This window comes from Hymenobacter sp. UYP22 (assembly GCF_040547285.1).
In the GTDB taxonomy this organism is placed as follows: Bacteria; Bacteroidota; Bacteroidia; order Cytophagales; family Hymenobacteraceae; genus Hymenobacter.
The window spans coordinates 38085-59708 of sequence record NZ_JBEPPK010000015.1; the positions used below are offsets into that span (position 1 = coordinate 38085).

The window sequence follows — 21624 nt, forward strand, 5'->3', positions numbered from 1 at the left end:
GATCAGTCAGAAAACGTTCGGGGAGGCGGCAAGCTACGGCGTTGCCCGCGTTCCGCCTACTTAACTTCATCGGCGCAGGCAACCGGCTGGCCTCGGTTTATATCTATCTTGACAACCTCTGTGGATATCTTCTCTATGCGCTACCCCTACCTACTGCTCTGCTTTTTTCTGTTCAGCTTAAGCCCGGCCCGCGCTGGCATTGTGCGGGGGCTGGTTTCTGACTCCAAAAATACCGGGCTACCCTTTGCCAACGTTGCCGTGAAGGGCACTACCACCAACACGGCTACCAACGAGCAGGGCAGCTACCAGCTGCGTCTAGCCCCTGGGCGCTATGAGCTGGTGTTTCAGTACGTGGGGTTCAAGCCCCGGATGGAAACGGTGCGCGTGGCCGGCGGCGACACCGCCACGGTACTGAACGTAACGCTTACTCCTGAAAGCTACCAGCTGCGCGAAGTAGTAGTGCGCTCCACCGACAAAGACCCCGCCTATAGCATTGTGCAGCAGGCCATGCAGTGGCGGCGCTACCACCAGCGGGAGGTGGCGGCCTTCAAAGCCCGCGCCTACGTAAAAACCCTGGCCCGCTTTACCGATGTACCGGGCAAAATTCTGGGGTTGGTGAAGGTGGGGCCCGATTTCAAGCCGGGCATTTTCTACCTCTCCGAAACCGTGTCGGAAATGAGCTTCCGCCAACCCAACGTGGTGCAGGAGCGCATGATTTCCTCCCGCGTGAGCGGCGACACCAAGGGCATCAGCTTTAACCGGGCTAGTGCGGGTCGGGGGCTCAATTTCTACCAGAACGTCCTGAAAAGCGGCTTTTCGGAGCGGGGGTTTGTGTCGCCCATTGCGGCCAATGCGCCCCTGTTCTACCGCTATGAGCTGGAAGGCAGCACTCAGCAGGGCGGCCTGCTTCTGCACAAAATTAAGGTGATGCCCCGCCGCCGCACCGACCCAGTGTTTGCCGGCCATATTTACGTGGTAGATGGCACCTGGCGGCTCCACTCCGTGAGTCTGGACCTGACCAAGGATGCCCAGCTTGATTACGTGGAAAGCCTGCACATTGAGCAGCTGTTTGCCCCCGCCCCCGGCCCCTCCGATGTATGGGTGATGCAGAGCCAGAAGGTAACGTTGGGCTTTACGGCGCTGGGCTTCAAGGGCAACGGCTACATCACGGCCATCCTCTCCAACTATAAAGTATCGCCCACCTACCCTAACCGCCCTGCCCCCACTAGCCCGCTCCCGCCCGCATCCTCCGCGCCCGATGATGCCCCCGTTACCCGCGAAACCGTGGCACAGGTGAAAAAGCAGAAGCCCAAGCTTGATGGCCTGAGCCGGGCCGCGCGCCAGCAAAGCCGCCAGGCCGCCGCCCACGACACAACCGGGCTGGGCCTGGGCAAGCTAAAGCGCGGGGAGGTAATGCTGGTGGAAAAAGGGGTGAACGAGCGGGACACCAGCTACTGGGCCAGCATCCGGCCTCTGCCCCTTACCCAGGAAGAGCAAAAGGACTACTTGGTAAAGGACAGCACGGAGGTAATCCGCAACTCCCGTCCCTACCAGGACTCCCTGGACCGCAAGCGTAATGAACTGGGCATTGGCAAGTTTCTGCTTACCGGCTATACCTACGGCAACACCTTCCGGAAGCGCCAGTGGTATGTAGCCCCGGTATTTAATATCATCAACTACAACACGGTAGAGGGCATTGTGGCTAACCCCCAGGTAACGTATACCCAGCGCACCGACGACCGAAGAACGTGGTCCGTTACGCCTAGCCTGCGCTATGGCTTCAGTAACGAGCTGCTCAGTCCCAGTGTGGCTGCCTCCTGGCAGCTGCACCCCGTAAAACTGGCCCGCCTAAGCCTGACCGCCGGCCGCACCATCGAGAATTTCGACCCTAACACCCAGCTTACGCCCTTCATCAACTCTTACTACACCCTGTTTGAGAACCGCAACTACGCCAAGCTCTACCGCCGCGACGGGGTGGCGCTAGGCTACCAGTGGGAGCCGGTAAACGGCCTCACGGTGCAGGCTGCCAGCAGCTACTTTGTGCGGCGGGAACTCCAGAACACTACTATCAAGCTGATTGCTGACCGGGAAGGGCGCGCATTTACCTCCAACGTACCTGTAAACGAGGAGCGGCCCGATAACACCCAATTTGGCCAAAGCGAGGCTCTGACTACGGAACTAACCGCTTCTTTCCGGCCCGGACAGCGCTACATTACCCGCCCCAACGGCAAGGTGAACCTAGGCTCTAAGTACCCCACGTTTCAGGTTACCTGGCGGCAAGGTATTGGCGGCGTATTGGGCTCCGAGGTGCGCTACACGCTGCTGGAAGCGGGTGTGCGGCACTCCGTTAGCCTGGGGCTGTTGGGCACGAGTAATTATCAGGTAGAGGCGGGCTTTTTTCCGGGCAACGGTACCCGCTTAGCTTTCATGGATTTCCGCCATTTCAGTGGCAACCGCACCTACCTCACCGAGGATTTCGCCAAGTTTCAGCTCCTGGATTACTACCGCTATAGCACTGCCGATAAGTTTGTAGAAGTGCACTACAACCACCATTTCAATGGGTTTCTGCTCAACAAAATTCCGTTGCTGCGGCAGCTGCATTGGCAGGAAGTAGCCTCGCTCAATTACCTCACCACGCCTACCGCCAACCACTACTTGGAATTGGGAGTAGGCATTGAGCACATCTACAAACTCCTGCGTGCCGATTTCTACACCGGCTTTCAATCGGGCAAGCGGGCTGGCACCGGCATTCGGGTAGGTTTCGGGTTTTAGGTGAAGCACGACAGAAAAAGGTCAAAGCTCGGTTTCTGGAGCCCTGACCTTTTTCTGTCGATTCGCTGCTACTTCACTTCCTCAAAGTCCACGTACTCACCGCCGTTAAACTCCTTGGGCTTTGGGCGCTTTACCCGGGGCGGCACGTAATCAACCTGCACCTCACCGGTGGGCGTGTGGCTGGGCCGGGGCCTGGCTTGTGGAGGGTTAGCAAACGGGTTGGCTCCGTAGTGCTGGCCAAATTTCTGCGCCTGCTTTTTGAGTAGATGCTTCACTGCGAAACGCAGGACCAGCGGCAGCACGTACCGCACAAACAGCCACAGGATAATCAGAGCAAGAAAAAACTTCATGGGCAGAGCGCCGGTTAAAAACGCTTAGGCGAGGGGTTGAAAGTAAAAATCGGCCGTAACGGCGCTTTCCAGCTGGGCCGTGGTGCAGGGCACCAGCTCCAAACGCTCCGACAGCACAAATGGTTTGTAGCCCAGCTCGGCCAGTAAGCCAGCCACGGCCCGGCGGTTTTCCAGCCCGTTCAGCTCCGTCTGAATCAGTGGGCGGAAGCGGCGCAGGGTTTCCTGCATGTGCCGGAACACCTCATACTCGAAACCCTCTACATCACACTTCACAAAATCCAGGCGGGGCAGGTGGGCAAACAGCTCATCGGGCACCCGCATGGGTACCTCGTAGGTACGGGCGTAGTGCTCATGGGGGTTACTGGCCGCTACTTTGGTCATGCCGTGGTGCAGCAGGCCGTTACGCTCGGGCGTGCCCATCTGCACGGTGCGGTTTTCGCCGCCCAGCGCGTAGGGCAACAGGGTGAGGTTGGCAATGCCGCTGAGGTGCACATTGTCTTTCCAGATGGCCTGAAAATCGGGAATAGGCTCCACGGCCAGCACTTGGCCCTGGGCACCCGCCAACTTCGATAGGGCCACGGAATAGTACCCCAGGTTGGCCCCAATATCCAGGCAGACAAAGCCGGGACGCACTATCTTTTCCAGGAAGAACAGCTCCGGATACTTCTGGCGGCCCCAGCCCGAGCCAACTAGCCGCAGGTACACTCGGCTCACCAGCCGGATATACCGCTCAAAACCCAGAGTCCGGACCAGCAGCTTGCGCAGTTGTTTCATCATAACGCTGCAAAGATGCCGGAAACGCCGCAAACCCAGAACCTGCGGCTGCTCAACTTTGCAGACCGTTTGCTTCTTGCACCTTGTTCAGCGCCCACGAGGTTGTGGCAGCTGCTAAGCCGCCTACCAAGTACCAGGCAACCGTCATGGCCTTGGTTTGCGGAGTGCGGTTGCTGGGGGCTTTGCCCAACCCTAGTGGCCCGGGCAGTAGCACGCCGCCAACACCCGCCGCCAGCCCCAGAGCCGCGCCCCGCCACCACACTCCCGTTCCTGTTCCAACCAAGCTATAGTACAGGCCGTTGCTAAGGATGTCGCCCGCCAAGGTGAGCTTGTAGGCCGTGGCATGGTTAGGCTGGGGTGCCTCAGCGTGGGCCAGCAGTTTCCGCAGCCCCCTCTCACCCAACAGGTCCATGCGCGGGGCATCGTCGGGGCGAATACGGCGTACCGTTTCGTGCAGAACATTCAATACAATGGCCCCAGCAAAACCACTGGTAAATGCTTGGGGCAAGTGACGAGAGAAGGAAGTTGCCATACAGCAAAGTGGTTTTGTTAAGAAGAAGCCCAAGAAAGGGTTTGCATCAGTCTGGAAAAAAATACGGGAGGCAGTTGCACGTTGTTCCCGCGCCTTTCTATCTTTGCTGCCCCTGGCAGAACTACTGCCACGGAAAACGCCTGTTTAGCTCAGCTGGTAGAGCAGCTCATTCGTAATGAGCAGGTCGTTGGTTCGAGTCCAATAACAGGCTCCAAAGCCCCGCTTCTGTAAAGCAGCGGGGCTTTTTTGCGTTTACATGAAAAAGCAGGAGCCGCCGGATGTACTCCGGTGGCTCCTGCTTTTTCATGTAGGTAATACCAGTGGGTGGCTTACAGGTCGGTGGCGTAATCGTCTTCGCCGTAGCTGCGGGTAGCACCGCGGTATACCGAGTCACTGGATTTGTTCCAGCTGCTGTCTTCGTCGCTGCTGCCGCGGTAGGTTTCGCCTTTCGGGCTGCTCTTAGCGCGCAAGGCCAGCCAGCTCAGACCACCTACCAGCAAAGCGCCGCCGATTACCTTTTGGGTGGGCGACAGGCTGTTTACCTGATCTACTGCTTTCGTGCTGAAGTCTTTGGCTTTCGAGCTGAGGTCTTTTACCTGCTGCGACAGTTGATTTACGTCGATGTTCTTCAGCCACTGCTGCTGGTCCAGCCATGACTTCTGCTGGCCCTCCTGGTGCGAAGATTCCTGCGAAGAGCTTTCCGAGGAAGCCGAAGCGTCCGACGAGCCGTTTACTTCGCTGGCGGGGGTAAAGGTGATATGCTTATGGGCTGGAGCGCCGGGCTGATGTGATTTTTGCGTGCTCATGGGCGACGAGATTAGGTTGAATAGAAAGGGAGATACGGGTGACCATCAGGTCATTTGCCTCCCTATTCGTGAAAAGCCGGCAGAAGGTTACCGCTACTTTACCGAACTCTCTGAATCTGTGGGTTGCGGGCCCGTTTTCCGGTTAGGCCTTTGTGCCTAGCTCCGCCGTGCCGCCCAACCTCCCGTTCAGCTTCCCGTTAGGAGGAAACGTCTCTCATGTTTGTGCTTCCTTTTATGCCCTTCACTCCCCTCCCCGACGCCAATAAACGTTTTCAGGATAAAGTATGCGTAATTACCGGTGCCACTTCGGGTATTGGCCAGGCCGTGGCCGTGCGCATGGGCCGGGAAGGCGGGCGCGTGGCCGTACTGGGCCGCGACGCCGAGGACGGCAAAACCACGGTGCAGCTCATTAAACAGGCCGGTGGTGACGCCCTCTTCATTCGTACGGATGTAAGCAAGGATTCGCAGTTAGTCCACGCCGTGGAGCGTACCTTAAAGGAGTGGGGCCGCATTGATGTGCTGGTGGACAACGCCGGTATGATGACGTTTGAACCCATTCTGAAGCTCGACCCCAAAGACTGGGACCAACTTATGCAGGTAAACTTACGGCCCCTGTTTCGGCTAACGCAGCTTTGCCTGCCGCACATGAAGCAGGGCAGCATTATAGCCGTTAGCTCCGTGCATGCGCAGCAGACCACTTCCAATGTAGTACCCTACGCCACTAGTAAGGGAGCCATTGAGGCATTTGTGCGCGGCCTTAGCCAGGAGATTCCGCACACCCACACCCGTATCAATGCCGTAGCGCCCGGTGCCGTAGATACGCCCATGCTCTGGAGCAACCCCAACGTAAAGAGCGGCAAGGAGAAAATTACCGGCCAAGTAGGAACCCCGGAAGAGTTGGCGGCTGCTATCTGCTTTGTAGCTTCCCCCGAAGCCAGCTTCATCAACGGCACCACTTTAGTAGTAGATGGGGGTCGGCTGGCAGCTCTCTAGGCTGTGTGGAGAGTTGATAAAATGTTCTGTCTAGACCGTCATGCAGAGCCGGAGGCGAAGCATCTCGCGTGCTGAGGTTGTAAGGCTCCAGACAGCAGCACGCGAGATACTTCGTCACTGGCTCAAGGCGACACATGCTCTGCAGGACGGTGCTCTCTCCGCACAGACTAGAAGGTGAGAGAGTGAGTTATAGGGTCCGACTGCGCAAGCGACGCTAGCCGAACCTCAGAACTCCACTGCTATACCTACCAAAAGCCCCATCGGGGCGACGTTCCCGCTAAACGGTTGGCGTCGCTCCGATGGGGCTTTTGCAGATTGGGCGTGTCCTGGTTGCTTACAACATTGCCTCTGCCTTTTTACCACCCTATGATTTCGCCTTCGGAGAAGGGTGACGCTCGGCGGGGCCAGGCAAGGGCTTACCTTGAGCATAGAGGTGGGCGTTGAGTTCGGCCGCAGTGCGGGCTTCCGCTTCAAACGGGATATTATAGTAGCCGTGCCGCATCCAGTCGCGCAGGTAGCGGGCCAGAAACCCCAGTCGTCCATATTGCTGAAACTGCCGGATATGCTCCATTTCGTGCGCTACCCAGTACGGGTCCTGCAAAAACTGCTCCCGGCTCACCCCACTCAAATGAATGCTGGTACCCAGTACCATAGCCACATTCTTAGCGCCCAGCTTAGCGCGAGCTAGCCGGGCGAAAGGTGAGTTTTCAACTATACGGGGCAGTTGCATAGGAGGCAAGGTAAAAACCGGGCGGAATGTACGGAAGGCTTTTGGCAGAGGTTGCCAGAAATAGTAGTAATTTTCTACAGTTTAGTTGTGTATACAGAAGAATTTTGCAGCGAAACGGGTAAAAACTTATTGAGTCCGAAATTTTGGCCTTAGCTTTAACCAATGGCCGTCGTCAATTCTTCGGGTTTCGGCAACCAGAAAGGTCTTATTTACTCTCTTTTGTCATCCGGTTTTCCGGTTGCCTATCGAATAATCAAAAGCACGCATACTCCCGTTCGGCTGACCCCAGCGGGCCTTCTTTCTCCCACGACGGACAATGAAAAACAGCATTCTGTATTGCCTCGCCGCGGCCTCGATGGTCCTGTCTTTTTTCTTCGAACAAAATCCTTCCGCTACGGCTACTGCGCCGCTGGCGGTTACGCAAGAAGCCTCCCTGTTGGGCGCCTTATTTTCGGGTGAGGAGGAAACCCGCCTGCTTACTGCTTCCGACTCGGTAGCATACGATAAAGTGGCGCACCGGTTGGGCATTGAAGCCAGCTACGACGCCGATAAAAACCTGCTGGAAACCGTAGTATCGTGGTTGGGTACCCCCTACCGCTACGGCAGCAACAGCAAAAGCGGCACCGACTGCTCGGGCTTCGTTACCCGCGTATTCAAAGAGGTGTACGGCATCACGCTACAGCGCAGTTCCCGCTCCATGTTCACCAGCGTGAAGCACGTGCAGAAAGATGAAATGGAAACCGGCGACCTGGTATTCTTCCGCCGGGGTCCAGGCCAGCCCATCTACCACGTGGGTATCTACCTGAAGGACGGTAAATTTGCTCATTCGGCCTGCGGGGGTGGCGTAATGGTGAGTTCCCTGAACCAGGCGTATTACAGCCGCAACTTCTACGCGGCTGGCCGCGTGGAGCGCTGAACGCCCCTATTTCTACCTGGCTTTTCTATAAGGCCCCGTTCCTGCGAACGGGGCCTTTTTGTTTTTCCTGTCGACCTGCAGGCAGGAAAACCATTTTGAGCTAACAACGGTATAGCACACCGCCAGATTACTCTATCTGTTTACCCTTCTCTCCCTCCGCCGCCATGGATAAGCACAACCCCAAAGGCCAGGACATAGCCTCCTCCCCTATTTTTAAGAAGTTCGTCGGGAAAGCCGAGGAATACGTGAAAAAGCCCACGCGCATGAAGCAGTTGCTGAATGACGCGTACCAGAAAGCCAGTGATAAAAAAGACGTAGGAACCATTGCCCACGAGGCCTGGGAGACGCTGCAAACCATGCTGCGCCTGATCCGCACCTCCGTTTCGGGGGAGTACACGGGCCTGCCCACCTCCACGGTTGTTGCGGCCGTTGCCGTCACCATTTACTTTCTCAGCCCCATCGACCTGATTCCGGACTTTATTCCGGTGCTTGGTCTGCTGGACGACGTTGCCCTGGTAGCGTGGTTTAGCACCACTATCAAGGAAGAGATGGACAAGTTTCTGGAGTGGGAGAAAACCCGCCCCGCAGTAGTGGAAGACACCACCCCGGAGCCAGCCGCCACTCCAGCCAAACCCGCCACTGCGAACAGCTACTCGGCGGGCTCCGATGAAGCTCACACCTCCGCTACCTTGCACCACGATGTAGCCAGCACCACCACCGACAGCAGCCGGGAGCCCAGCGCCACCGCTGAAAGCCGCCCAAATGGTGGTGACGCGGGCGGAAACGTGCGCTAACCATTATCAACTCAGCAAGAGGAAGCCCCGTGGAGGCGGCCGCACTGGTAGTGCGCCGCCCCCACGGGGCTTCATACGTGTATGCAAAAAAGGGGTAAGGCTTCTTCAGCCCAAGGCAATTGGTTACGCGGCCTGCTGACGAGCGGGGGTATGCGACACTACGTACTTCACAAAATCACCCACCGTAGCCAGGGGCACCTCATCCGGAATGGTGATGTGAAAGTTGCGCTCCAACTCCAGGATAATATCGACCACGTCCACGGTGTCGAAGCCAAATTCCCGGCTCAGGTCGGTACCAATGCGCAGGCGACGAGCCTTGATGGCTTTGCGCTTGCTGATGATGCGCAGCACTTGCTGCTGAATGGTTTTGGGGGCGGTAGTCGTTGAGATAACCATACGAGGAACGACAGGGTACGAGGGAGAAAAAAGCGAGCAAATTAGGCCGGCTCCAGCAGTGGCCGCCCATCCGGGCGGAGGAGTAGCTGCGGGGCCGAGATGGTTGCAAGCCAGGAGAGAAAAAAGCAACGGCCGGACCACCATTTGGCAGTGGTCCGGCTGTTGCAACAGCCACTTAGTGCGAGAGCACCGGCGGCCTAGCGGCTTCTACTTCTTCAGCGTCGGCCACGGGCTCATCGTTCTTTTTGAGGCGCAGCTTCAGGCTTTCACTCAGCAAATACATCACCGGCACTACCACCAGGGTAATACCAGTGGCAAATACCAGACCGAAGATGATGGTCCAGGCCAGGGGGCCCCAGAACACCACCGACTCACCACCGATGAAGAAGTGGGCGTGGCCGCTGGCAAACAGCTCGTAGAAGTCGATGTTCAGACCAATGGCCAGCGGAATCAGGCCCAGCGTGGCGGCCGTGGCCGTTAGGATTACCGGGTTCAGGCGGGTACGGCCGGCCAGCACAATGGCTTCGCGCAGGGGCATACCCTGGGCCCGCAGAATATCCATGAACTCGACCAGCAGAATCCCGTTTTTCACCACGATACCGGCCAGGGCGATGATGCCAACCCCAGTCATTACAATGGAGATGTTCATGCCTGTAATGGCCAGGCCCCAGAACACACCCGCAATGGAGAACAGCACTTCGGAGAGGATGATAACCGGCTTGCTGAACGAGTTGAACTGCGTCACCAGAATCAGGAAGATGAGGGCCAGCGCACCCAAACCAGCCATGGGCAGGAAGTCGGTGGTTTCCTTCTGATCTTCCTCGGCGCCACCCATTTTAATGGTGTAGCCGGCTGGGGTCGGGAACGACTTTAAGGCCGTGCGGATGTTAGCCACCACATCGGGGCCGGTGTAGCCATTGAGCACGTTGGAGCTGATGGTGATGACGCGCTTGGTGTCTTTGCGCCGGATACCGCCGTAGGTGGAGCCGTAGCTAACCTGGGCAATGGACGAAATAGGCACCTGACGCACGGCACCGGTCGCGTCGCGGAAAGTCAGCGGGGAGTTGATGATGGCATCTACGTCGTTGCGGTAGGGCTTGGCGTAGCGCACCTGCACGGGGTATTCATCATCGGGGGTCTTGAATTTGCTGGCCTCCGAGCCGTAGATGGCCGTGCGCACTTCCAGACCGATCTGGCCGGTGCTGATGCCTTCCCGGTTGGCCCGGGTCCGGTCGATGTTCACCGCAATTTCAGGGTTACGGTCCTCCAGGTTGGAGCGCAGGGCTTCCACGCCGCCAATGTTGAGCGAATCGACGTAGCGGGTTACCTTCTTGCTGAGCTTAGCCAGGGTGGGGTAATCGTCGCCGATAACCTCAATGGCAATGGGCTTCTGCTGGGGCGGGCCGCTGGCTTCCTGATCAACGGAAATTTCGGCGCCGGGAATCCCTTTTACGGCCTCCCGGATTTTGTCCATGTAGGTGCCGGTAGTGGGGCCGGTTCGGTCGCTGAGCTCTTTAAAGGCCACCGCTACCTTACCCATGTTCGACATGGCCGTACCACTTGCCGACGAGGCGTCGCCGGGGTCACCGGCGCCGATGGCCACGTTGCTAATGACCGATTCCACATCGGGGTTGTTGCGGCCGATAACGCCGTAGATGCGGTTTTCCAGCACTTTGGTGATGGAGTCCGTAATTTCTACGCGGGTGCCCACCGGCATTTTCAGGTAGGTATAGATGAATTTCGGGTCGCCTTTAGGGAAGAAGTCCACCTTGGGGCTGCGCATGCCAATGGCAACGAACGAGCTGATGAACAGCACAATTACGCTTATCATTACCAAGGCCGGGTGGTTGATGGACCAGCGTACCAGGTTGGCGTAGCCGTTCTGGAACTTAGGCAGGGCGCGGGTCTGGAACCAGGCAATCATCTTCACCAGCACAAACTTGTCGAGCAGGATAAAGCCGGCCAGCGCCAAGCAGACGTTGCCGATGAAGTGCCCGATCAGGCCGCTGGTTTCGCCGTCGGGGCCCACCTCGGGCGTAGCACCCAAGGCCAGCACGTTGAACAGAATGCCCAGCGCCACCAGCACGCCCACGGCAATTTTAAGCCCCTTGGTCAGCTTGGGTTTGCTGTGCAGGTCCTCTTCAAAGTGCTCCTCGCGCTCCATGAAGCTCACGGCAAACACTGGGTTCATGATGAAGGCCACCACCAACGACGACATCAGGGTGATGATGAGCGTCACGGGCAGGTAGTACATGAACGAGCCCACAATGCCAGGCCAGAACATCAGCGGTACGAAAGGCGCCACCGTGGTCAGTGTACCGGCCAGTACCGGCACGAATACCTCGCCAGCGGCGAACTTGGCGGCCTTTTCGGTGCTCAGCTCGGGGTGCTCGTGCAGCAGGCGGTGGGTGTTTTCGATAACCACAATGGCATCGTCCACCACAATACCCAGCGCCAGCAGGAAGGCGAAGAGCACAATCATGTTCAGCGAGAAGTCGAAGCCCGGGATAATCAGGAAGGCCAGGAACATCGAAATCGGCACCGAGAGGCCCACGAACATAGCGTTGGTGGTGCCCATGAAGAACAGCAAGATGGCCGTTACCAGCAGGAAGCCAATAACGATGGTGTTGATCAGGTCGTGGAGGGTTACGCGGGTGTCGTTGGAGCTGTCACCGGTGATGGTAACTTTTAGCTCCTTGGGCAGCGTTTTCTCAGCATCCTTCACCAGGGCCTTGATTTTATCGGAGGCGTCAATCAGGTTTTCGCCCTGGCGCTTCACCACGTTCAGGGTAATGGCGGGCTTGCCGTCGAGGCGGGCGTACGATTCCCGATCCTTAAAGCCGTCCTGCACGGTAGCAATATCACCGAGGCGTACGGCGGCTCCGTTCAGGTTTTTTACCTGGATATCGGCAATGTCTTCGGCACGCACGTACTGGCCGGCCACGCGCACGGCTCGCTTCTGGGAGCCCACATCCACGGAACCGCCCGAAATGGTCACGTTTTCGCGGGCAATGGCGTTGCTGATGTCGGAAAAGCTGAGGCGCGAAGCCCGCAGCTTGTTCAGGTCCACATCCACGTTCACCTGCTGGTCGAGGGCCCCCACAATGTCCACGCGGGTAATTTCGGGCAGGGCCTCAATCTTATCCTGGAAGTCGTCGGCGTACTTTTTGAGCTGCACGGCGGGCAGGTTGCCACTCAGGTTCACGAACATGATGGGCTGCTCCGATATGTTCACCTCGTTTACCGTGGGCGGCGAAGGCAAATCGTTGGGCAGCTCGGGCGCGGCCTTATCAACGGCGTCCTTGATAAGCTGCTTGGCATACTGCACGTCTACGCCCGAGTTGAACTCGATATCAACGATACAATAATCCTGGTTGGAAGTGGAGTTGATTTTCTTGACCCCGTTGATGCTTTTCAGCTCCTTTTCGAGCTGGCGCGTCACCAAGTTCTCAATATCCGCCGGAGAGGTACCAGGGTAAATGGTGGCCACGATAATGCGCGGAATAACGATGTCGGGGAATTTTTCCTTGCCCAGCTTGATGTAGGCAAAAATCCCCGCCACGCACAGCAGCACCGTGATGATGTAGATGCTGGTTTTATTATTAATCGACCAACTGGTCGGCCCAAACTCTTTCTCTAGATCCTGCATGTTGTTGGGTTTTTGGCGGTTGGGGCTACGCTTACAGCGTTACCAGTTGGCCTTCGTTCAGGGTCTGATACCCGGCGGAAATCACCTGGTCGCCGGCTTGGAGGCCGCTGGTTACTTCCACCTTGCCGTTATAAGTCTGGCCGGTCTGGATAACGCGCTTGGCGGCTACTTTTTTACCGCCTTTCTCATTCACTACCAGCACGTAGCTGTTCTGCTCGTCCTTCTGCACCAAATCCACGGGCAGCACGGTAGCGTTCTGCCGGTCGTAGTTCTGGATGCGCACATTGGCCACCATGTTGGGGCGCAGTTGGCCCGCCTTGCTGCCGCTCAGGCGCAGCTCCGCCGTAAAAGTGCGACTAGTGGGGTTGATGGTGCTGGACACCACGCGCACGGTGGCGGGCAGTTCCTCATTGCCCAAGTCCGGGATGGTTACTAGGGCCCGGTCGCCAGCTTTGATGCGGGAAGCGTAGGCTTCGGATACATCGGCCAGAATTTTACCGCTGCCGCTGCTGCTGATAAGCTTCACTACCGGGGCACCGGGGGCTACGGTTTCGCCAATCTTGGGCAATACATCGTCTACGGTACCCGAGAAGGGAGCCACCACGCTGTAGAGGGCGCGCTGCTGGTTGAGGGCCGCCAGGTTGCGCTGCAGGGCCTGGTAGTTGTTTTTGGCTTGCAGATACTGTATTTCGGTGCCAATCTGCTGTTTCCAGAGGCGGTCCTGCTTTTCATATACAACGCGGGCCAGGTCCATGCGGGTACGCAACTCGGCAATGCTGGCGTCGAGCACGGAGGCATCCACCGTGGCCAGGGTCTGGCCTTTGCTTACCCGGTCGCCGCGCTGCACGCGCAGGCTGGTGAGGGTACCGGCGGCGCGGGCAGCTACGTTGGCGTTCTGGTCGAAGTCGACACGGCCTTGTAGCTCCAAGTAGCTCTTGAAGCTCTCGGGAGCTACTTTGATAACCGATACGGGCGTCGTTTGGGCAGCGGCACCCTCGGCCTTAGCACCAGTTTTGGCTTCCAGCTCGGCAATTTTGGCCTGATTGGCGGCCTGTTCTTTTTTCAGCTCAGCCAGTTGAGCGTTGGGGTCTTTCTCGCCGCAGGCGGTCAGCAGGCCCAACGTTAGGATAAAGGCGGAAGTAGCGTATTTCATCTTGAGGAGAAGCTAGGAGCTAGAGTTATGGGGTTGGCAGCTGGGTCAGAAGCTTCTAGCTCCTAGCTTCTGACGTCTAGCTTCTTACTTCTTGGCTTGGTTATACAGCTCACCGGTGGCCTTGTCCCGGTCTACTTTGGCTACCAGCACGTCGTAGATGGCGGCGTAGTAGTTGGTTTGGGCTTCACGCAGGCTGGTTTCGGCCGTTACCACTTCCAGGTTGGAGCCTACACCCTCCTGAAACTTGATGCGCGACACCCGGGCCACGTCGGCGGCTAGGTCGAGGTTGGCCTTCTGGTTATCCAGCACGTCCAGGGCATTCACCAGGGTGGTGCGGCTCTGGGCATCCTGCAGGTCGATGCTCTGACGCAGGGTTTCGAAGCCCCGCTCAATAGTTTGCTGGGCAATGCGGGCCTGCTGCACCTGGTACTTGCGGCGGAAGCCATCAAACACCGGAATCTGCAGGCTCAGGCCGTAATTGCCAAAGCCAAACCAGTTCTGGTTAGGGAAGCCGTTGGCAGCGCGGGAGTCAGGGCCCCGGAAGGCAAACAGGTCGCCCTTGGTCTGGCCCGAGCCCGAGAAGCCGTAAGCGGCCGTGAACAGCAGGCGGGGGTAAGCCCCAGCCCGGCGGTTGGCCAAATCCAGCCCGGCCAGGGCCTGCTGGGTTTCCAGGGTGCTGAACTCGATGCGGTTGTTGTAGTTGAAGGCGGCAGCCAACTGGCCGGTGCGTGCCCCGCTGAGAGCGGTTTGCTGGTCCTGCTGGCGCTGCGCATCGGTGCTGCCGGAGGTGGGAGCCGTGCCGGTAGGCACACCGCCCAGGCCCGTTACGCCGCCGCCGTTAGTAGCACTGGCCACGCCCAGACGCTGGCGCAAAGCCCCGGCATCCACCACGGCCGCGCCGAGCGAATCCGAAAGCTGAATTTCCTGGTTTTGGGGTAAACCCATCTGAAACTTCAGCAGGGCCACGCTCAGCTCGGTGAGGCGCTGGGCTTTTTGCTGCTCTACCAACAGGTTATTGCGCTGCACTTGCAGGCGCTGCACATCCAGCTTCTCGGCAAAACCGGCCTTAAAGGTTTCGTTGGTTTGGTAAAGTACCGTATCGAGGCGCTGCACATTGCGGGCCAGCAACGACAAGCGGGCCCGGGCTACCAGCGTGCTGTAGTAGGCCTTGCTCACCTGCTCCACCACGTCAATTTCGGCCTGTTGCGTCTGCTTTTTGGCCAGCTCCTCGTACACCTTGGCTGCGCGCAAACCGATAAGGTAGGAACCATCAAAGAGCAGCTGAGACACAGAGGCACTGGCGTTGCCGGCGTTGCGCAGGCCAAAAGCCAGGGCCTGGGGTGGCACGGGCTCCGAAGGCAGCGTTACGGTGCCCAAGTTTACCGTTTGCCCGCTTTGCACGGCGGCAATATCCGCCGGGGTGAGGGTGGTGGCCGAGCCTCCGCCCGCAAACGCCCCAAAATCAACCAGCGACTTTTGCAGCTTGAAGTTATCGGCCACGTTGGCGGCCACGTTCACCTGCGGCAAACCGGCGGCTTTAATTTCACCCACCCGCGCCTTGGCAGTTTGCTCATTCAGGCGCGTGGAGAGCAGGGTCGACTTATTCTTGACGGCGTAGTCGATGGCCTGCTGCAGGCTCAGGGGCATCAGTCCGGCGGCCGCGGAGGTGGCCAGCGCCGGCTGCTGGGCCGGGGCCGTCTGCGCCAGGGCGGCACCGGCGGGGGCCAGCAGGCCCGGCCCGGCAGCCAGCAACATAACGCGGAGGTTGTTTTTCATATCAGGGAAAGCAGGTGATGAAGCTTATTCTTCTTCCGTCACGTGACGGTACTCGTTGATCAATTTGTGGCCTTTAAGGGACACCACGCCCAGCAGAAAATGCTCGTTGCAGGCCATCTGCACCCGCATCTGGTCGAACTGGGCCGGCGGGTACACATCGGGGTTGAACAGCACGTCTATCTGGGCCAGGCGCAGGCGGGAAAGCACTTCAATGTCGAGGTCGGCGCGGTAGAGGCCTTCCTGCACGCCCCGGCGCAGGTTGGCCTGAATCTGCTGCAGAATGAAGCCGCTCTTGTGCTCGTGAAACAGGCCCCAGGCCGCGGGGTAGTACTTGCGCAGGTCGTGAATGGCGTTGGGGTTGATGTTGGCGAACTGGCGCTTGGCCCAGTCCATCATCTGCACCATCTCGTCCACGGCGTTGCGCGCGTGCCCGATGATACCCTCACACTCGCCCTGCACCCCAGTCAGGTGGTTGCCAATGACGGCGGATACAATCTGGTCTTTGTTCTCGAACCACTTGTAGAGCGTCTTCTTGGAGATGCCCAGGTGGGTGGCAATGTCGTCCATCGACACGCTCTTAATCCCGTTGCGGGTGAAGAGGCCAATGGCGGCTTGCAGAATTCGGTCTTTGATTTCCATGACTACGGCAGCAAAGGTACTATGGAAACTTTTAATGACTCCGTAGTTTCCATTAATTTTTTGCTATCCTTTTTCATGCGGACCGACTTCTTCCCCGCTACTGACGCACGCGGCCAATTTTTACTTTACCCGCGGGGCATTTTTTTCCCGGTCAGCAACGGCGTGGTTCCCGTACCTTGCCACTCTATTCTGTTTCCCTTCGCCTCGAACCCTATGAAAATCCGGACTGGCTTCGGCTACGACGTTCATCAACTGCAGGAAGGCCTGCCCTTCTGGCTCGGTGGCATTCAGGTGCCCCATACCCACGGCGCCTTGGGCCACTCCGATGCCGACGTGCTCATTCACGTCATCTGCGACGCGCTGCTGGGCGCAGCCAACCTGCGCGACATTGGCTTTCACTTCCCCGACACCGACCCGCAGTACAAGGGCATCGACAGCAAGCGGCTGCTGGCCGAGGTAGTGCGCCTGCTCCGGGAACGGGGTTACACTATCAGCAACATCGACTCCACCATTTGCCTGGAAGCCCCCAAAGTCAACCCCCATATTGCCGAAATGCAGCGCGTGCTGGCCGAGGTGATGGGCATTGAGGCCGACGACATCAGCATTAAGGCTACCACCACCGAAAAGCTGGGCTTTGTGGGCCGCCGTGAGGGCGTGGCCGCCTACGCCGCGGTGCTGATTACTAAGTAGCAGCCTGCTTCCGGGCCGCAGCGCAAAGCAAAAGCTTCTCGCTACTGCTCCCGCTGAATGCAGCCTTTTGCCCCTGCTTCGTCTTTAGCCGAACTCCACCCCTACCGTTTTACTCTGTATGAAAAAAACTTCCCTGCTCACCTGGCTGCTGGCCGCGGGCGTAGCTACCTCCGCAGTGGCTCAGGCACCCGAAAAAATCAAGGTAAAAACCAAGCGCAAAGCCAAAACCGAGGTAACCGCCACGCCGGTAATGGAAACGGCTGCTCCGGCCGCCGCCACCGACTTGCCCCAGGGCTACGCCGAAACCATTACTCAGGCCGACCTGCGCCAGCACCTTTCCGTGCTGGCCTCGGATGCCTACGAGGGCCGCGAAACCGGCGAGAAAGGCCAGAAAATGGCCGCCGACTATATTGCCAAGCAGTTTGCCGACTTAGGCCTGAAAGGCCCGGTTACCGGCTCCGACAACCCCTACCTGCAGCACTTTACCATGGTGCGCAGCTCCTGGGCCGATGGGGCCACCATGAAAATCGGGACGACTAGCTACAAATGGCTCACGGATTTCTACGCTTTCGGGGGCAACGGCTTCCAGCAGGAAACCAGCGTGCAGCCCGTATTTGCCGGCTACGGCATTGAGCAGGACGGCTACTCCGACTACGCCGCCCTGGGCGACGTGAAAGGCAAGGACCTGCTGATTCTGCTGGGTGAGCCCCAGACCGATAAGGGCACTGCCCTGTTGGGCAAGGATGGCCAGAACAGCAAGTGGGGCCAGGATTACCGGGCCAAGCTCACGCTGGCCGCCCAGAAAGGTGCCCGCTCGGTCATCTTCGTGGATTTCAACCCCAACAGCAACTTCGAAAAGCTGGCTGCCCGCATGACGCCCTACATCAGCCGGCCCAGCATTGCCTTCAAGGAAGCTTCCCAAACTACCCGACCCACGGCCTACTTTGTGAGTCCGGCGCTGGGCTACAAGCTGCTGGGCACCACGGCCCCCGCCGTTACCAAGTACACGGCGGGCGTGAGCAAGGCCGCCAAACCTACGGCCAGCCCCTTCAAAGTGGCTAAAGTGCTGGTGAAAGCCCCCAAGAAAACCGAGGACTTCACCACCGAAAACGTGCTGGGCTACCTGGAAGGCACCGACAAAAAAGATGAAATCATGGTGTTGTCGGCGCACTACGACCATATCGGCATCATCAACGGCGAGGTGCACAACGGCGCCGACGATGATGGCTCGGGCACCGTTACGGTGCTGGAAATGGCCCAGGCCTTCGTGAAAGCCAAAGCCGAGGGCCACGGCCCCCGCCGCAGCATCCTGTTCCTGACGGTAACGGGGGAGGAAAAGGGCCTTCTGGGCTCGGAGTACTACACCGACCATCCTATTTTCCCGCTGGCCAGCACCGTGGTGGACCTGAACACCGATATGGTGGGCCGCACCGACAAAGACCACGAGGGAAAGGGCGACTACGTGTACGTAATTGGCTCAGACAAGCTCAGCTCCGAGCTGCACACCATTCTGCAGGCGCAGAACGACAAGTACACCAAGATGGACCTGGACTTCCGATTCAACGACCCGGAAGACCCCAACCGCTTCTACTACCGCTCCGACCACTACAACTTCGCCAAGCACCGCATTCCGGTAGCCTTCTTCTTCAACGGCGTGCACGATGACTACCACGGCGCCGGCGACGAAGTAGAAAAAATCGAGTTTCCGAAGATGGAAAAGCGCGCCCGCCTGGTGTTCTACACCGCCTGGGACTTGGCCAACCGCGACCAGCGCATCGTGGTGGACTCGAATAAGAAGTAGAACTACTGTCATTCCGAGCGAAGCGAGGAATCTGGGTTACCCGCCAGAAGGTGCACCCAGATTCCTCGCTTCGCTCGGAATGACAAGAAACATCTTTAGCCTAAAAACCCGCCGAACCCTATGAGGTTCGGCGGGTTTTTATATTTGCTAAGAACCTGTTGCTATCTGTGCTGCCATGAACCCGACGATACCCACGCCCGCTCCCAAAAAATCGGCCCAGTTTCTGGTTGACTCCGACCGTAAAGCCTTCGACCTGGAGCACCGGCGCAAAATCCGCTTCAACATTGGCAAGTACAACGCGGCCGTGCAGACGGGCATGGGGTTTTACCAGGACCACGAATTGGCCCGGGACCGAGCCTCCTACCTAAAAACGCAGGTTATCAACCGCCTGGATGAGTACTTGCTGCAGTTTGAGGAGAAGTTCACGGCCCGGGGTGGTAAGGTTATCTGGGCCCAGAACGCGGAGGAGGCCTTGTTCGAAGTAGGTAAGATTATGGAGCGCCGCCAGGCCCGCACCGTGGTGAAGGCCAAAAGCATGACCACCGAGGAAATTCACCTCAACAAATACCTGGAGAAGCGCGGTATTGAGTCGGTAGAAACGGATTTGGGTGAGTTCATTGTGCAGTTGAACGGGGAGCGGCCCTACCACATTGTAACGCCGGCCATGCACCTGAGCAAGCTCGATATTGCCGATATCTTCGTCAAGCACCTGGGCATTGAGTACACCGACGACGCTCAGAAGCTGGTACTCACGGCCCGCCACCTGCTGCGCAACAAGTACACTGCCGCCGAGGTGGGCATTACCGGCGGTAACTTCCTCATTGCCGATACCGGGGCCGTGTGCGTAACCGAAAACGAAGGCAACGCCCGCCTATCGGCTACTTTCCCGAAAACCCACATTGCCATTGTGGGCATTGAGAAGGTGATTCCGCGGCTGCAGGACCTGGATTTGTTCTGGCCCCTGCTCAGCACCAGCGGCACCGGCCAGCAGGTAACGGTGTATAACACCATTTACACTGGCCCTCGCCAGCCCCTAGAAAAGGACGGCCCCGAGGAAATGTTCGTGATTCTGCTGGATAACGGCCGCACCAACCTGCTGGCCCAGCCCGACAAGCGCGAGGCCCTGAACTGCATCCGTTGCGGAGCCTGCCTGAACGTGTGCCCGGTGTATAAGAACATTGGCGGCCACACCTACGAGGCCACGTACTCCGGCCCCATCGGCTCAGTAATTACGCCCCACCTCTCGGGCATGGCCGAAAACAAGCACCTGAGCTACGCCAGCAGCCTGTGCGGGGCCTGCACTTCGGTGTGTCCCGTCCGGATTCCAATTCACAACATTCTGCTCAAAAACCGCCAGCAGAGCGTGCAGGAAGGTCACACCGACAAAGAGGAGCGGCGGGCTGTGGGGCTGTGGCTGTACGGCATGAAACACCGCTGGGTGTGGGATTTGGCCCCCGCCGCCGGCAAAAATTGGGTACTCAGCCGCCTGCTGGGCGAGGTAGGCTGGAACAAGCGCCGCGACGCCGTGCAGGTAGCTCCTAAAACGTTCCGCCAGCTTTGGAAGGAGCGGAAGTAACGCTCAAGACGTAGCCCGGCTGGTACAACCAGCTTGCCAGCCGCTTGCAGCCGGCCAACCCTGGCAGCCACCTGGTAGTACAAGCACGGCGGCACTGCAGCCGCGCGTGCTTGCTGTATATGCTTGATTTTGTATTTCGGGCGCTGGCTTTTATAGCGGGCGTTTACTTGGTGGCCGATACCGTGCTGGCCGCTATCCGCTCGTTTGTGCTGCCGCGCAGTGACTCGGCGTGGCTGAATACGGCCGTGTTTCGGCTGGTGCGCTGGGTGTTTGAAAATGCCGCCCGCCTGGGCCGCTCGTACGAGCAGCGTGACCGAATTCTGGCGTTGTACGCGCCCGTGGGTTTGGTTATGCTGCCTATTGCCTGGCTCACGATGGTTAGCCTGGGCTACACCGCCATCTTCTGGGGATTGGGCGAAGGAGACCTGGAGCGCTGCTTCCGCATCAGCAACAGCTCCCTGCTCACCCTCGGCTCCGAAGACCCCAGCCACGACGTACTGCCCACGGCTATGTCGTACTCCGAGGCCACGTTGGGCCTGCTGCTGCTTACGCTGCTCATTTCCTACCTGCCCACCATGTACCAGGCCTTCTCCAAGCGTGAGCTAACGGTGGCGCGGCTGGAACTGCGGGCCGGCATTAAGGCCTCAGCCGTGAAGCTACTACTGTGGCTAAACCGCTCCGGCTCTTTGCAAAACGATGGTAATCAGTGGCGCGAGTGGGAGGAGTGGTTCGTGGAAATAGAGGAAACCCACACCTCGTTGCCCATCATGGCGTTTTTCCGCTCGCCGCAGCCCGGCCGCTCCTGGATTACGGCCGCCGACATCATTCTGGACACGGCCGCTCTGATCAGCAGTACTGTGGACCAGCCCCGCGACGCCCACCTGGAGCTGTGTTTCAAAGCCGGCTGCGTATCCCTTAACCGCGTGTCGCGCTACTTCAAGTACGATGCCGGGGCCGAAGAATCGGCGGGCAAGGCCCCAGCCCCGCCCAGCCGCGCCGATTTTCAGGACGCCTACGAGCAGTTCCAGGCGGCTGGGTTGCCCCTGCACGATGAACCCGTGGCCTGGGAGCAGTATCAGGAGCTACGCAGCCGCTACGCCGGGGCCATTGCCTACCTGGCTCGTCTTATCATGGCCCCGGTCATTGAGCCCATCTAAACAACCCACCAACTTCTTGCCAGACTTCCCTTGAGGCTCAGGCTCCTAGCCTTGCCGGAGGCCCAGCTTTACTTGAGTTGCGGGGGCCCCTGAAATAGTTACGGCCGAAGGCCTGCCTTA

General features: G+C 58.6%; 17 protein-coding genes, 1 tRNA gene and 1 pseudogene. 9 read left to right on the plus strand and 10 right to left on the minus strand.

The window, feature by feature from the left end; all coding sequences use genetic code 11:
- Window positions 1-120 precede the first annotated feature (120 nt).
- Window positions 121-2772, plus strand: a complete 2652-nt coding sequence (locus ABIB60_RS18690; RefSeq protein ID WP_354582002.1) for a DUF5686 and carboxypeptidase regulatory-like domain-containing protein — start codon at window positions 121-123, stop codon at window positions 2770-2772.
- A 68-nt stretch (window positions 2773-2840) separates the two neighbouring features.
- Here ABIB60_RS18690 and ABIB60_RS18695 read toward each other — a convergent pair whose 3' ends face one another.
- From ABIB60_RS18695 to ABIB60_RS18705, 3 genes are read right to left on the minus strand one after another with little or no spacing between them, the layout of a single operon-like run.
- Window positions 2841-3122, minus strand: coding sequence for a DUF4834 family protein (locus tag ABIB60_RS18695; RefSeq protein ID WP_354582003.1), 282 nt, complete (start codon window positions 3120-3122; stop codon window positions 2841-2843).
- A gap of 24 nt (window positions 3123-3146) precedes the next feature.
- Window positions 3147-3899, minus strand: coding sequence for an FkbM family methyltransferase (locus ABIB60_RS18700; protein WP_354582004.1), 753 nt, complete (start codon window positions 3897-3899; stop codon window positions 3147-3149).
- Between the two features lie 49 nt (window positions 3900-3948).
- Entirely contained in the window at window positions 3949-4428 is a 480-nt protein-coding gene (locus tag ABIB60_RS18705) for a hypothetical protein (protein ID WP_354582005.1), read from the minus strand.
- A gap of 138 nt (window positions 4429-4566) precedes the next feature.
- On the opposite strand from ABIB60_RS18705, the gene ABIB60_RS18710 reads away from it, so the two are divergent.
- Window positions 4567-4642: transfer RNA gene (locus tag ABIB60_RS18710), tRNA-Thr, on the plus strand.
- A gap of 115 nt (window positions 4643-4757) precedes the next feature.
- On the opposite strand, the gene ABIB60_RS18715 is transcribed toward ABIB60_RS18710, so the two are convergent.
- Window positions 4758-5234, minus strand: coding sequence for a hypothetical protein (locus tag ABIB60_RS18715; RefSeq protein ID WP_354582006.1), 477 nt, complete (start codon window positions 5232-5234; stop codon window positions 4758-4760).
- Window positions 5235-5468: 234 nt separating this feature from the next.
- Here ABIB60_RS18715 and ABIB60_RS18720 point away from each other — a divergent pair, with 234 nt between their 5' ends.
- The gene (locus ABIB60_RS18720) at window positions 5469-6227 is read left to right on the plus strand and encodes an SDR family NAD(P)-dependent oxidoreductase (protein WP_354582007.1); all 759 of its coding nucleotides are present in this window, start codon (window positions 5469-5471) and stop codon (window positions 6225-6227) included.
- Window positions 6228-6591: 364 nt separating this feature from the next.
- On the opposite strand, the gene ABIB60_RS18725 is transcribed toward ABIB60_RS18720, so the two are convergent.
- On the minus strand, window positions 6592-6957 hold the full coding sequence (locus ABIB60_RS18725; protein ID WP_354582008.1) for a hypothetical protein: 366 nt from the start codon (window positions 6955-6957) through the stop codon (window positions 6592-6594).
- A 316-nt stretch (window positions 6958-7273) separates the two neighbouring features.
- Between ABIB60_RS18725 and ABIB60_RS18730 the strand changes: the two genes are divergently transcribed.
- Window positions 7274-7873 carry a C40 family peptidase gene (locus ABIB60_RS18730; RefSeq protein ID WP_354582009.1) on the plus strand — a complete coding sequence of 200 codons (600 nt, stop codon included), beginning with the start codon at window positions 7274-7276 and terminating at the stop codon, window positions 7871-7873.
- A gap of 356 nt (window positions 7874-8229) precedes the next feature.
- Window positions 8230-8391, plus strand: a pseudogene (locus ABIB60_RS18735) (YkvA family protein); the annotation flags it as partial.
- Between the two features lie 399 nt (window positions 8392-8790).
- Here the strand turns inward: ABIB60_RS18735 and ABIB60_RS18740 are convergent.
- From ABIB60_RS18740 to ABIB60_RS18760, 5 genes are all read right to left on the minus strand, one after another.
- Window positions 8791-9063 carry an acyl carrier protein gene (locus ABIB60_RS18740; protein WP_315998422.1) on the minus strand — a complete coding sequence of 91 codons (273 nt, stop codon included), beginning with the start codon at window positions 9061-9063 and terminating at the stop codon, window positions 8791-8793.
- 175 nt (window positions 9064-9238) lie between these two features.
- Complete coding sequence (locus tag ABIB60_RS18745) at window positions 9239-12712, minus strand: efflux RND transporter permease subunit (RefSeq protein WP_354582010.1); 3474 nt, start codon at window positions 12710-12712, stop codon at window positions 9239-9241.
- Between the two features lie 31 nt (window positions 12713-12743).
- Window positions 12744-13865, minus strand: coding sequence for an efflux RND transporter periplasmic adaptor subunit (locus ABIB60_RS18750; RefSeq protein WP_354582011.1), 1122 nt, complete (start codon window positions 13863-13865; stop codon window positions 12744-12746).
- An 84-nt stretch (window positions 13866-13949) separates the two neighbouring features.
- Window positions 13950-15641 carry a TolC family protein gene (locus ABIB60_RS18755; RefSeq protein WP_354582012.1) on the minus strand — a complete coding sequence of 564 codons (1692 nt, stop codon included), beginning with the start codon at window positions 15639-15641 and terminating at the stop codon, window positions 13950-13952.
- 24 nt (window positions 15642-15665) lie between these two features.
- Window positions 15666-16280: a TetR/AcrR family transcriptional regulator gene (locus ABIB60_RS18760; protein WP_354582013.1), complete on the minus strand. Its 615-nt coding sequence runs from the start codon at window positions 16278-16280 to the stop codon at window positions 15666-15668.
- 213 nt (window positions 16281-16493) lie between these two features.
- On the opposite strand from ABIB60_RS18760, the gene ispF reads away from it, so the two are divergent.
- The 4 genes from ispF to ABIB60_RS18780 all read left to right on the plus strand — a co-directional run bounded on the left by ispF (window position 16494) and on the right by ABIB60_RS18780 (window position 21504).
- Window positions 16494-16970 (plus strand): 2-C-methyl-D-erythritol 2,4-cyclodiphosphate synthase, encoded by a 477-nt coding sequence (ispF, locus tag ABIB60_RS18765; RefSeq protein WP_354582014.1) that lies wholly within the window; start codon window positions 16494-16496, stop codon window positions 16968-16970.
- Between the two features lie 118 nt (window positions 16971-17088).
- On the plus strand, window positions 17089-18771 hold the full coding sequence (locus ABIB60_RS18770) for a M28 family peptidase (RefSeq protein ID WP_354582015.1): 1683 nt from the start codon (window positions 17089-17091) through the stop codon (window positions 18769-18771).
- Between the two features lie 175 nt (window positions 18772-18946).
- Window positions 18947-20347, plus strand: a complete 1401-nt coding sequence (locus ABIB60_RS18775; protein ID WP_354582016.1) for a LutB/LldF family L-lactate oxidation iron-sulfur protein — start codon at window positions 18947-18949, stop codon at window positions 20345-20347.
- Window positions 20348-20466: 119 nt separating this feature from the next.
- On the plus strand, window positions 20467-21504 hold the full coding sequence (locus ABIB60_RS18780) for a hypothetical protein (protein ID WP_354582017.1): 1038 nt from the start codon (window positions 20467-20469) through the stop codon (window positions 21502-21504).
- Window positions 21505-21624: the final 120 nt, after the last annotated feature.